Source organism: Allonocardiopsis opalescens, assembly GCF_003002095.1.
Lineage (GTDB): Bacteria > Actinomycetota > Actinomycetes > Streptosporangiales > Streptosporangiaceae > Allonocardiopsis > Allonocardiopsis opalescens.
In genome coordinates this window covers 643,773-655,817 of the sequence record NZ_PVZC01000003.1, presented here as the reverse complement: position 1 = coordinate 655,817, position 12,045 = coordinate 643,773, and the positions used below count along the sequence as shown (strand labels likewise).

Annotated in this window: 9 protein-coding genes; 2 read left to right on the top strand and 7 right to left on the bottom strand. The window is 75.4% G+C overall.

Annotated features, from left to right (window positions below; translation table 11 throughout):
• Positions 1-44: 44 nt before the first annotated feature.
• The 3 genes from CLV72_RS13160 to CLV72_RS13150 all read right to left on the bottom strand — a co-directional run bounded on the left by CLV72_RS13160 (position 45) and on the right by CLV72_RS13150 (position 4,284).
• Positions 45-2,417 (bottom strand): PrsW family glutamic-type intramembrane protease, encoded by a 2,373-nt coding sequence (locus CLV72_RS13160; protein WP_146159448.1) that lies wholly within the window; start codon positions 2,415-2,417, stop codon positions 45-47.
• 192 nt (positions 2,418-2,609) lie between these two features.
• Positions 2,610-3,851, bottom strand: coding sequence for a GNAT family N-acetyltransferase (locus CLV72_RS13155; RefSeq protein ID WP_106245213.1), 1,242 nt, complete (start codon positions 3,849-3,851; stop codon positions 2,610-2,612).
• Positions 3,852-3,897: 46 nt separating this feature from the next.
• Positions 3,898-4,284: a VOC family protein gene (locus CLV72_RS13150; RefSeq protein ID WP_106245211.1), complete on the bottom strand. Its 387-nt coding sequence runs from the start codon at positions 4,282-4,284 to the stop codon at positions 3,898-3,900.
• A gap of 265 nt (positions 4,285-4,549) precedes the next feature.
• Here CLV72_RS13150 and CLV72_RS13145 point away from each other — a divergent pair, with 265 nt between their 5' ends.
• Complete coding sequence (locus CLV72_RS13145) at positions 4,550-5,146, top strand: hypothetical protein (RefSeq protein ID WP_211302838.1); 597 nt, start codon at positions 4,550-4,552, stop codon at positions 5,144-5,146.
• 9 nt (positions 5,147-5,155) lie between these two features.
• On the opposite strand, the gene CLV72_RS13140 is transcribed toward CLV72_RS13145, so the two are convergent.
• From CLV72_RS13140 to glmS, 3 genes are all read right to left on the bottom strand, one after another.
• On the bottom strand, positions 5,156-6,628 hold the full coding sequence (locus CLV72_RS13140; protein WP_106245208.1) for an NAD(P)H-hydrate dehydratase: 1,473 nt from the start codon (positions 6,626-6,628) through the stop codon (positions 5,156-5,158).
• A gap of 106 nt (positions 6,629-6,734) precedes the next feature.
• Positions 6,735-7,496: an alpha/beta fold hydrolase gene (locus CLV72_RS13135; protein ID WP_106245205.1), complete on the bottom strand. Its 762-nt coding sequence runs from the start codon at positions 7,494-7,496 to the stop codon at positions 6,735-6,737.
• 72 nt (positions 7,497-7,568) lie between these two features.
• Positions 7,569-9,404, bottom strand: a complete 1,836-nt coding sequence (gene glmS, locus CLV72_RS13130) for a glutamine--fructose-6-phosphate transaminase (isomerizing) (protein WP_245930138.1) — start codon at positions 9,402-9,404, stop codon at positions 7,569-7,571.
• Positions 9,405-10,033: 629 nt separating this feature from the next.
• Between glmS and coaA the strand changes: the two genes are divergently transcribed.
• Positions 10,034-10,984: a type I pantothenate kinase gene (coaA, locus tag CLV72_RS13125; RefSeq protein WP_106245201.1), complete on the top strand. Its 951-nt coding sequence runs from the start codon at positions 10,034-10,036 to the stop codon at positions 10,982-10,984.
• Between the two features lie 12 nt (positions 10,985-10,996).
• Here the strand turns inward: coaA and CLV72_RS13120 are convergent, their stop codons facing one another.
• Complete coding sequence (locus CLV72_RS13120) at positions 10,997-11,998, bottom strand: hypothetical protein (RefSeq protein ID WP_146159447.1); 1,002 nt, start codon at positions 11,996-11,998, stop codon at positions 10,997-10,999.
• Positions 11,999-12,045 lie beyond the last annotated feature (47 nt).

The window sequence follows — 12,045 nt, the reverse complement described above, 5'->3', positions numbered from 1 at the left end:
CTTGCCGCATCCCAGCGGCTGACCAGGCACGGACCCGCGCGCCCCTACCAGGGCGGGGTGTCGGTGTTGAGGTAGGTGCCCGACGGGGGCGAGCCGCCGTCGGGCGGGGTGACGGGGTGCGGGGCCAGCTCGCCGGGGCGGTGGGCGGCGGCCAGGGTGCGGCGGCGGGCGGCGTCCCTGCGGCGGACCAGCAGGGTGTCGATGCCGCGCGGAACGGCCAGGCCGAGCAGGGCCAGCAGGGCGTAGCCGAGCTGGCCGGGGGCGACGGTGCCCAGGGCGTTGCCGAGCACGCCGCGCGGGTCGCGCAGGAAGCCGCTCATGGTCAGCTGGTCGCGCGGCGGCGACCAGCCGGTGAGCAGCACCGTGACCAGCGCGATCGACGCCCCGATCGCGATCGTGTAGCCCGTCGGCGCGTACGGCAGCAGCCAGGTCCGCAGGTCTTCGACGAGGAGGGCGAGGTAGGCGGCGGAGCCGCCGTCAATGGGCACTGCGGCGGCGGAGCCACCGTCGGAGAGCACTGCGGCCGCGGAGCCGTCCGCGCCGCCGGGCCGGATCGCGGACGGCGCGAGGATCCCGGCCGCCGCGACCGCCGCGGCCACGGCCGCGGTGCCGGTGAGCGCGCCGGTCAGCCAGGTGGTGGTGTCCCACAGCGGCACCCGGGCCGGCACGTCGCGGCGCGGGCGCTGCCCCGCCCGGTAGGCGGCCATCGCCAGCTCCCTGCGCTCCCTGATGAACCGCAGCGTCGCGAAGAGGGTGGCCGGGCCCCGGCTGGCGGCCACCAGGGCGACGGTGAACTCGTGCAGCACGGTCACCACCGTCTCGGTCAGCGCGGCGGGGAACTGCGCCCACCAGCGTGCCGAGCGGGCGAAGACGGGCGCGATGTCGCCGGGCACCCGGGCCCGGATCCTGATCGCCAGCCCGCGCGTCATCCGCGCCAGCGCCGACAGCGGCGGGGTGCCGGGCAGCGGCGGGACGACGTCGTCGACCTCCCTAGCCGCCCGGTGGTCCAGCAGCACGCCCAGCACGAGCAGCGCCAGCAGCAGCCAGCGGGTGGCGTGGCCGCCGCCGAGCAGGGCGTGCGCCGCCTGGGTGGGCTCGGTGAGGTCCAGGCCGGCCGCGGCGGCGTTCAGCGCCATGTGGTCCAGGACGGCGACGGCGGCCAGCAGCGGCGGCAGCAGCCACAGCCGCAGGCCGTACCGGCGCCGGCCCACGGCGGCCAGGCCGACGCCCGCGCAGATGAGCGCGGTGGTCACGGCGTGGCCGGCGAAGCGGAGCTGCGCCAGGTCGGTCCAGCCGGGCAGCAGCGTCCACACGCCCGGGGGCACCAGCACCGGCACCGGGGTGGTGACCAGGGCGGTGATGCCCTGCTCGACCAGCTGGAAGCCCGCGCCGCTGGCCGCGCCGACCAGCAGGTAGTCCACGGCCGCGAAGCGGCGCACCCGCTGCCGGGCCAGCAGCCACAGCAGCAGCGGCGGCACCAGCTTGGCCGCCTCCTCCACCGGGACGGCGACGTAGGCGTAGGCGAAGGGGTCGGCCGGCGCCATGCCGAGGACGCCGGCCAGCGCCGGCTCGGCCAGGGCGACCGGGATGGCCATCAGGCCGCCCGCCGCCACCAGCCGCATCAGCACCGACAGCGTCACCGTGCGGGACCGGGCGAACAGGCAGAGCTGGACCAGCAGCCACAGCAGGGTGAAGAACACGGCGGCGGCGCGCTGCGCCTCGGGCAGTGCGAGGACCACGGCGGCCAGGAAGACCACCAGCGCCCAGGCGAGCAGGGCGCGGCTGGCCCGCAGCACCGCCGCGGTGCCCGGGCGGCGCTCGCGCAGCGCGGCGGCGCGGTTGTTCAGCCGCTCGGCGAGGTCGGGCCGCGGCTCCCTGCGCGTCCGCGCGTGCCGGGCGCCGGGCTCGATGCAGCCGTAGCGGGTGGCGGCCTGCATCAGCACGCTGTCGTGGCCGTCCAGCGCCCGCTGGGCGAAGGCGGCCCGCGCCCGCCCGATGTCGGGGCCGACCAGGGTGCGCAGGAAGGGCGCCGGGCCCACCGCCACCGTGAGCGGCCCGGCCGTGACCAGCACCGCCCCGGACAGGTCCTCCAGCGCGACGAGGAAGTCGGTGGGCTCCCCGCCCCAGCTCTGCACCAGGTCGATCAGCGCCCCGGCCTGCGCCGGGATGACCGAGACCGGGTCGTAGGCGTGCTCGGACCGGGTGCGGCAGACCAGCAGCCGGTCGGCGCCCATGGTGTAGGCGGCCTCGACGATGGTGCGCGCCAGCTCGGCGTCCCTGCGGGCCAGGTAGGGGGCGGCGACCTTGTGCCCCTCTGCCAGCCAGGCGCCGTCGAACTCCGACGGGGTGGCGCACAGGCGCAGCACCAGATCCCGCGTCAGCATCGCCTGCGAGTCCGTCGTCTTCGTTCTGTTCATGATCAACCGATCGGGGGAGTCCAGGGGCGGAGCCGGACGGCGGAATTCCAGGGGGAGCCGTTCGGCGGTTTTATCGGTTTACCGTCGCGGACCGCAATGGCACAACCGGTCTCGGGTGAATGGCGGCGCGGTCCGCGCCGCTCGGATCCGCGCCGGTCGCCAATTGATCATTTCGAGTGCGGCCCTTCCGGATCAGAACCAGGTGCTGCACCACGGCGCCGTCGGCCAGTGGAACATCGCGTCGGCCCGCGCCGCCGCCCCGGGGATGCGCTCGGCGATCCGCCCAGCCGCGGCCAGCGCGCCCACCCCGAAGCCGCCGAGGCAGACCGAGCCGAGCGCCGACGCGCTCAGCGCCAGCTCGGCGGGGGCGTCGGTGCGCTCGCACGACGCGGGGTGGCCCACGGAGCCGTCGCCGCCCCCGGCGTGCAGGGCGAAGCGGCCGGCCGCGAAGCCGAGGGGGTCGTCCACCTCCAGCACGATCCGCCCCGGGGCGGCGTAGCGACGGCCGGCCAGCAGCGCGGGCACGTCGAGCGGGCGCACCCACAGGAAGTCGGCCCGCTCCGCGGCCCGGGCCGCCCGCGCGTCGGTGAGCAGCCAGGGCAGCGCCTCGTCGGCCGGGCGGTCGCCGACGCGCACCGTCGTGACCAGGTCCAGATTGAGCAGGTGGTCCCAGAGCAGCAGCGCGCCGTCCCGGGAGACGGCCAGGAACAGCTCGGCCGTCGCCTCGCCGGCGGGCACCCGGTGCTCCGTGCGCAGCTCGGCGCGGTAGCGGGCCAGGCCGGCGGGGTGCCCGCCGGCGTCGCGGGCCAGCACGTGGAAGGCGGGCGCCGGCTGCGGCCGGCCGGGCACGCGGGCGATACCGAACAGCCGGTCCCAGAACAGGCCGTCGCGGGCCAGGTCGCCCGGCCGGCCGGCGCGGTGCCGGGCGTGCAGCCCGGGCGCGGCGGCCCGCGCGGTGTCGCGGTCGACGAACTCCACCGAGCCGCGCGGGCGGTCGATCAGCCGCGCGGCGCGGGTGTCGACGGTGTAGTGCTGGTGCTCGGTGGCGGCGCCGTAGCCGAAGCGCCCGTAGATGCCCCACTCCGACGCGATCAGCACGCTGACCGGCTCGCCCCGCCGCGCCGCCGCGGCCAGCTCGGCCTCGACCAGGCGGGTGGCCAGCCCCCGCCTGCGGTGGGTGGCCGCGGTGCCGACCTGGGTGACGGCGCCGGCCGTGACGGTGCCGCCGCCGGGCAGGGTCAGCTCGGCCGGGAAGCTGCGCAGGGTCGCGACGGCGCGGTCGCCGTCGAAGGCGGCCCAGGTGCGGTCGAGCAGCAGCCCGCGGCGGCGCGCCGGCGCGTCGGCCCCGCCGGCCGGGTTCAGCGAGCCGGTGTCCCAGGCCGCGCACCAGGCGTCGACCTCACTTTCGGTGATGGTGCGTACGTCGAGAGCCATGCCGGGAGGCTAGCGGCGCCACCGGTAGGGACGGCGCGGCGGGGGCTCAGGCCCGGGCGCGGGCGCGGATCTCCTGCACCGCCCAGCTGTTGCCGTCGGGGTCGTCGAAGTACACGAAGCGGCCGCCGTCGCGCGGGTCGATCTCGTGCACGGCGCTGACCGCGACATCGCGGGCGAGCAGCTGGGCGCGGGCCGCCTCGATGTCGGAGACCACCAGCTGGAGGCCCTTGAGCGGGGCCGCGTCGCTGCCGGGCAGCCCGGTGCCGATCACGATGGAGCAGCCCGAACCGGGCGGGGTGAGCTGCACTATGCGCGTACCCCCGCCCGCGTCGGTGTCGTGGTCGACGGCGAAGCCGACCTGCTCGGCGTAGAACCGCTTGGCGCGGTCGACGTCCGCGACCGGCACCACCACCACTTCGAGCGTCCAGTCCACCGGGCACCGTCCTTCCTGGTCCGGCGCCCGCACCTCCGCGGGCGCCCCTCCGCCGTTATCGCACGCCGATCCGACATCCGCGCTGCCGGCGGCCCGGCGTGTCCGGCCGCCGCCCCGGACACACGGACGGCGCGCGGACGGTGACGTGCCGCCCGCCCGCCGGTTACCGTGGCGTCGCGGCCCGCGCCGGACCGGCGACACCGGGCGGCACCGGGCCGGACGCCGCGCCGCTCGGCCGAGCGGCGCCGGACACGGGGGGACCGCGGTGGCAGCAGATACCGACGGATCGGCCGAGCCGGCCGGAGCGCAGGCCCGGACGGGCGGGGCGGCGGAGGCGCCCGGCGCGCCGGTCCTGGACTTCCGCGAGCAGGTGTTCGTGAACTTCCGCCGCTTCGACTTCGCCGAGCCGGGCGGCCACGCCTACCGGTGGCTGGACGTCAAGCACTTCGACCTCGGCCCGCGACCGCCCGACGACCGCGGGCTGCTGGAGGCGCTCATCGGGCACGTCCAGTTCCGCGACGGCTACGCCGGCGACGGCGCCAACGAGGCCGGCGGCTGGCACGGCTCCTACCGGCTCGACGCGGTCACCGCCGACGCCTACGAGCCGGTCAGCGCGCAGGAGGCCGAGCACACCGTGCGGACCTGGGCCGAGGGCGGCGGCCCGGTGCCCGCGGCGCTGGCCGCCGCCCTGGAGCAGGCCGCCTACCAGCCGATCCGGGCGGCCACCGGCCGGTACCGGCTGCGCGAGCTCGGCCGCGACGCCTTCCACGTGTGGGGCGGGGTGCACATCGAGTTCCACGAGCTGGTGCTGGTCGACCGGCGCGCGGGCACCCTCGCCCTGCTGGTGGGCGCCGACGACTGAGCCGGGAGCTCAGCCCACCGCCCGGAAGGCGCCCGGCAGCGCGGTGATCAGGTCGGCGGCCGAGATCGGGGCGCCCTCGGCGGCGATCCGCGCGGCCAGGCCGTGCAGGTAGGCGCCGGCCACCGCCGCGTCGTGCGGCCCCAGGCCGCCGGCCAGCTGGGCGCCGATCAGGCCGGAGAGCACATCGCCGCTGCCGGCCGTGGCCAGCCAGGGGGTGCCGGTGGTGTTCACCGCGGCCGGGCCCGACTCGCCGGGGCCGGCGATGACCGTGGTGGAGCCCTTCAGCAGCACCGTGCAGCCGTAGGCGTCCGCCGCCCGCCTGGCGTGGTCGAGCCGGTGCGCCGCCACCCGCGCGGGCTCGGTCTCCGTCCCGGCGGCGGCCAGCAGCCGGGTCAGCTCGCCGGCGTGCGGAGTGAGCAGGGTCGGGGCTTCCCGGTCGCGGACCAGCTCGGGGCGGGCGGCCAGGCAGCTGAGGCCGTCGGCGTCCACCAGGACCGGCTCGGAGCCCGACAGCACCGCCGCCAGCGTCCGCACCGCCTGCTCGCCGGTGCCCGCGCCGGGGCCGACCGCCCAGGCCTGCACCCGCCCGGCGGCGCGCGGGTCGGGCGCCTCGGGGTCGAGCACGGTGGTCACCGCCTCGGGCCAGCGGCTGAGCACATGGTCCACCGCGCCCGCCGCCGAGACGAAGCGCACCATGCCGGCGCCGCCGCGCAGCGCGCCGCCGACCGCCAGCACCGCCGCGCCGGGATAGCGGGTGCTGCCCGCCACCAGGCCGAGCACCCCGCGCCGGTACTTGTCGGACTCCGCCGACGGGCGCGGCAGCAGCGCCGCGATGTCGGACGCCTGCGCCGCCACCACCTCGGGCGGCCCCAACTCGGGGCCGAGCCCGATGTCGACGAACTCGACCACGCCCGCGAAGGCGGCGCCCGGGTCGATGAGCAGGCCGGGCTTGTGGGTGCCGAAGGTGACCGTGATGTCGGCCCGCACCGCCGCGCCCTCGACCGCGCCGGTGCCGGCGTCCACCCCGCTGGGCAGGTCGACCGCGACCACCGCGGCCGCGGCGGCGTTCGCCCGCTCGGCCAGTTCGCGGTGCGGCTCGCGCAGGCCGCCCCGGCCGCCGATGCCGAGCAGGCCGTCGACCACCAGGTCGGCGCGGTCGATCTCGGCCGGGTCGGTGCCCAGGACGCCCCCGGCCCGGCGCAGCGCGGCCAGCCCGCCCTGGTGGATCCTGGACCCGGCCGCCAGCGCCACCACCCGGGCGCCGCGCCCGGCCAGCCGGGCGCCCGCGTAGAGCGCGTCGCCGCCGTTGTCGCCGCCGCCCACCAGCAGCACCACCCGGGCGCCGTAGACCCGGGGCAGGGCGCGGGCGCAGACCACGGCCAGCCCGGCGGCGGCGCGCGCCATCAGCGCGCCGTCGGGCAGCCGCGCCATCAGCGCCGCCTCGGCGGCCCGCACGGCGGGGACGGAGTGGGCTTCGCGCACGGGGCTACCTCCGGACTCGCAGAACGCCAGGGTTCATCGAACCACGCCGCCGCGCCCGGGGCCGCCCGCCGCCCCGCCGTGTCACCGCCGCCCGGAGGCGGCGGCCTCAGCGGGCCAGGAAGGCGTCCACCATGGGCACCACCAGCTCGGCGCGGCGCACCACCTCCATGTGGGTGGTGCCGGGCAGCACGGCCAGCCGGGCGTCCGGGATCAGCTCGTGCATCCGCACGGCGTGGTCGAGGCGGATGAAGTCGGTGTCGCCGAGGATCAGCAGGGTGGGCGCGGCGATTCCGCGCAGCGCCTCCTCCGGCCAGCCCTCGTCGCCGTGGACCGACTCGTTCATCCGGGCCATGAAGGCGTCGAAGTGGTCGGGGTCCGGGGCGACCCGGCGGTAGGCGGCGACCATGTCGGCGAAGTCGGCCTCCGTGGGCAGCCGCGGGGAGTCCTGCGCCGGATCGGTGATCTCCGGGTGGTAGCCGTCGGCCCGGTAGTGGACGGCGGCCAGCACCAGGCGGTCGACCCGCTCGGGGTGGCCGATGGCGGTCTGCAGCGCGGTGAGCCCGCCGAAGCTGTAGCCGAACACGTCGGCGCGCTCGATACCGAGCACGTCGAGCAGGGCGACGACGTCGGCGGCCAGCCTCTCGTAGCTCAGCTCGCGGCCGGTGTCGGCGGTGCGGCCGTGGCCCTGCAGCTCCACCGCGATGGTGCGCCGCCCGGTGCTCAGCGGCTCCAGCAGGGCGCCGAAGCTCAGCTCGATGGTGTGCACGCCGCCGTGCAGCAGCACAAGCGGACGGCCCTCACCCCGCACCTCGTAGTACATGCGCAGGCCGTTGACGTCGGCGTAGCCGGTCGTCGCCGGAGGTGTCATGGTCGGGCCCCTTTCGCTCGGCGCACCATCCTGCCCGATGCCACCGACACCGGCGGAACCCGCCGCGCCGCCTCACTCCACCGTGACGCTCTTGGCGAGGTTCCTCGGCTGGTCGACGTCGTTGCCCTTGGCCAGCGCCAGCTCGCAGGCGAAGACCTGGAGCGGCACCGAGGCGACCACCGGCTGCAGCAGGGTGGGCACCCGCGGGATGCTGATCAGGGTGTCGGCGAAGGGCGCGACGGTGTCGTCGCCCTCCTCGGCGATCACGATGGTGCGGGCGCCCCGCGCCCGGATCTCCTGGATGTTGGACACGATCTTGTCGTGCAGCACGCTGCGGCCCTCGCGGGAGGGCACCACCACCACGACGGGGAGGTCCTGCTCGATCAGCGCGATCGGGCCGTGCTTGAGCTCGCCGGCCGCGAAGGCCTCGGCGTGCATGTAGGCCAGCTCCTTGAGCTTGAGCGCGCCCTCCAGCGCCACCGGGTAGCCGACGTGCCGGCCCAGGAAGAGCACGCAGTGGGCGTCGGCGAGCGATCTGGCCAGCTCGCGCACGGGCTCCACCGTGTCCAGCACCCGCTCGACCTTGTCGGGCATGGCGGCCAGCTGCGCGATGACGGCGTTGATCTCGTCGCCGTACTTGTAGCCGCGCACCTGCGCCAGGTACAGGCCGATCAGGTAGCAGGCGACCAGCTGGGTGAGGAAGGTCTTGGTCGCGGCCACTCCGACCTCGGGGCCTGCGTGGGTGTACAGGACGCCGTCGGCCTCGCGCGGGATGGTGGAGCCGTTGACATTGCAGATCGCCAGCACCCGGGAGCGCTGCTCGCGGGCGTAGCGCACCGCCATCAGGGTGTCCATGGACTCCCCCGACTGGGAGATGGCGATCACCAGGGTGGTGGGGTCGAGGATGGGGTCGCGATAGCGGAACTCGCTGGCCACCTCGACCTCGCACGGGATGCGGCACCAGTGCTCGATGGCGTACTTGGCGATCAGCCCGGCGTGGTAGGAGGTGCCGCAGGCGATGATGACGATCTTCGTGACGTCGCGCAGGTCCTCGGGCGACAGGCGCATCTCGTCCAGAGTGAGGGTGCCGTCGAGCCCTGCGCGGCCGAGCAGGGTGTCGGCCACGGCGCGCGGCTGCTCGACGATCTCCTTCAGCATGAAGTAGTCGTAGCCGCCCTTCTCGGCGGCGGAGGCGTCCCAGTCGACGTGGTACTCGCGCACCGGCGCGGGCGCGCCGTCGTAGTCGGTGACCCGCACGGAGTCGGCCCGCAGCTCGACCACCTGGTCCTGGCCCAGCTCGATGGCGTCGCGGGTGTAGGCGATGAAGGCGGCGACGTCGCTGGCCAGGAAGTTCTCGCCGATGCCGCGGCCGACCACCAGCGGGGAGTTGCGGCGGGCCGCCACCACCAGCTCGGGCTCGCCGGTGTGGATGGCGACGAGGGTGAACGCGCCTTCGAGCAGCCGGCACACCGCGCGCATGGCGGCGGCGAGGTCGCCGGTGCGCGCGTAGTGCTCCTCCAGCAGGTGCGCGGTGACCTCGGTGTCGGTGTCGGAGGCGAAGGCGTGGCCCCGGTCCTCCAGGTCGCGGCGGAGGGTCGCGAAGTTCTCGATGATGCCGTTGTGGATGACCGCCAGCGAGCGGGCGCAGTCGGTGTGCGGGTGGGCGTTGCCGTCGGTGGGCGGGCCGTGGGTGGCCCACCGGGTGTGCCCGATGCCGATGCCGTCGGAGGGGCGCGGGCGCTCGTCAAGGGCCGACCTGAGGTTGGCGAGCTTCCCGGCGCGCTTCTCCAGTTCGAGCTTGCCGCCGCTGAGGACCGCGATCCCGGCGGAGTCGTACCCCCGGTACTCCAGGCGCGCCAAGCCGTCGACCGCGACGTCCAGGGCGGCCCGGGAACCGACGTAACCCACAATTCCACACATGGGGGCCAGCGTATCGGCTCCGCCAGGTAGACCACGCAAGGAGAAACGTGATTTCACCTGCAAGAATAGGTATAGACCGCTCTAGACCGGTCGTGGCCTGCGACATCCGAACGGACAGCCGCCGAATCGGGGGTGTGGCGGCTGCCCGTTCTCCGGGATGGCACGGGGGCGGCCGGGCCGCCGGGAGCGGCGCGGCCCGCGTTGGCGCGGCGGTCCGCGGCGGCGGCGGCCGGAATGTCGCCTTCCGCGGTGGAATCGGCGGCCGGTCCGGCCCGTCCGCGGCGGCGTCGCCCGCCCGGCCGCCACCGGACGGACCCGTCCGGACCTGCGGGAAGACCCGGCCGCGGCAGGGATCACGCTGCCACGGGCAATGGCGCCGCACCCGCTTTTTGCCGATGATTTAATGCGCGGCACCGCCCCGTCCGGCCGCCCGGTACGGCCCGGCGGACGCCCTGGCGGAATGGCGGCCCCCATATGCGGAAAATGGCGCCGGAACCGTACCCGCGCCGAAATCGAATTCCGGCCGGCGGCGCGGACGCCGCGCACCGCGACCGCCCGCGGGCCGCCGGAGGCGGCGCCGGGGCGGTGAACTAGGGTGTGCTGTCGTGTCCCACCCGATGAAGCAGCCCGGCCCGGCCAGCCCGTACGTCGAGTTCGGCCGCGCCGCCTGGGCGGACCGGCGCGCCGCCACCCCGCTCTCGCTGACTGAGGCCGAACTCGACCGGCTGCGCGGCACCGGCGACCCCACCTCGCTGGACGAGGTCCGCGACATCTACCTGCCGCTGTCGCGGCTGCTCAACCTCTACGTGCTGGCCACCCGCGAGCGGCACGCCGCGGTCCGGGCCTTCCTCGGCGACGACGCACCGGGCGGGGCCGACCAGCCGGTCCCCTTCGTCATCGGCGTGGCCGGCAGCGTCGCCGTGGGCAAGTCCACCACCGCCCGGCTGCTGCAGAACCTGCTGGCGCAGTGGCCCGAGCACCCCGATGTCGAGCTGGTCAGCACCGACAACTTCCTGTACCCCAACGCGGTGCTGGAGGACCGCGGCATCATGCACCGCAAGGGCTTCCCGGAGAGCTACGACCGCCGCGCGCTGGTGCGGTTCATCTCCGCGATGAAGTCCGGCGCCGCCGAGGTGACCACCCCGATCTACTCCCACCTCCAGTACGACGTGCTGCCCGGCGAGGTCCAGACGGTACGCAGGCCCGACATCCTGGTCATCGAGGGGCTCAACGTGCTGCAGCCCCCGCCGGCCGGCCGGCTCGGGGTGGCCGACTTCTTCGACTTCTCGATCTACGTCGACGCCAAGGTCGAGCACATCCGCTCGTGGTTCCTGGACCGCTTCCGCGCGCTGCGCCGGACCGCGTTCAACGACCCCCGGTCCTACTTCCACGAGATGGCGACCACCGTGGACGAGCAGGAGTCGCTGGCCTTCGCGGCCGAGGTGTGGCGGACGATCAACGAGGTCAACCTGGTGGAGAACATCGTGCCCACCCGGGGCCGGGCCACCCTGGTGCTGTACAAGGATGCCGATCACGGCGTGCGGCGGGTGCGGCTGCGCAAGACCTGAGCCGGCCCCGGCTCAGCCGCCCGACGCCTCGCCCTCCCCGTCGCCCTCGCCCTGGCCCTCTTCGCCTTCGCCCTCGCCCTCGGCGGCCTCCTCCTCGCCGTCCTCGGGCTCGACGTACTGGTCGATCTCGCCGGTCTCGCGCAGGCAGACCGGCTCGTGCAGCGGGACGGGGTCGCCGGACTCGTCGGTCCACGGCTCCCCGGAGGCCGACGGGCTCGGGCTGCCCGACGGCTCGCCGCTCCCCTCGCCCTCGGACGGCTCCGCGGACTCCGACGCCTCCGGCGAGGGCTCGCCCGAGGCGTCGGCCCCGCCGCCCGATCCGTCCTCGGGGTCCTCGCCGCCGTAGCGGCAGCGCTGCTCGGCCAGCATCATGTCGCCGTAGGGGTCCAGCATCAGGTACTCGACGATCTCGACCGAGCGGGGGAAGAACAGCTCCTCGGACTCGTCGAACTCCGAGAACTCCAGCTCCGCGCTGACCTCGCCGAAGTCCTGCTCGATCCGGCGCGGGTACCCGCTCTCGTCCACCCACAGGTCGAAGCTCACCTGGTCGACGCCGTCGAGGAAGGACTCGTACGCCTCGGCCTGGTGCTCCTCGCTGATCTCGGCCAGCCCGGCCTGCGGCAGGTAGCTGCCGGTGTAGCGGGTGGTGGTGGCGCCGCCGAGGCTTTCGGGGCCGACCTCCACGATCTCCTCGGCGCCGAGCATCAGCTCCAGCTCGGCCACCGGGTACACCGGCTTGCCCGGCATCTCGTCCACGATGTACCACAGGCCGGTGTACTCGCGGCTCTCGGTGATCAGGGTGGTGCCGCGCATCAGGAAGACGAACTCCCGGCCGTTGGCGTCGGCCTGGAGGATCTCGTGGGTGTCCAGCGGCGAGGTGGTGAACCTGATCTCCGAGACCCCGGAGCTCCGGCCGCCCGAGACGGTCTCCTCGGCGTAGTAGCTCTCCGCCTGGCCCAGCTGCTCGATCGCCGTGCGCACCGCGCCCCGCGAACCGCTGAACAACTCGCTCACGGGTGTGCAGGCGGTCGCGAGTACCGGCACGAGGGCCACAGCGGTGA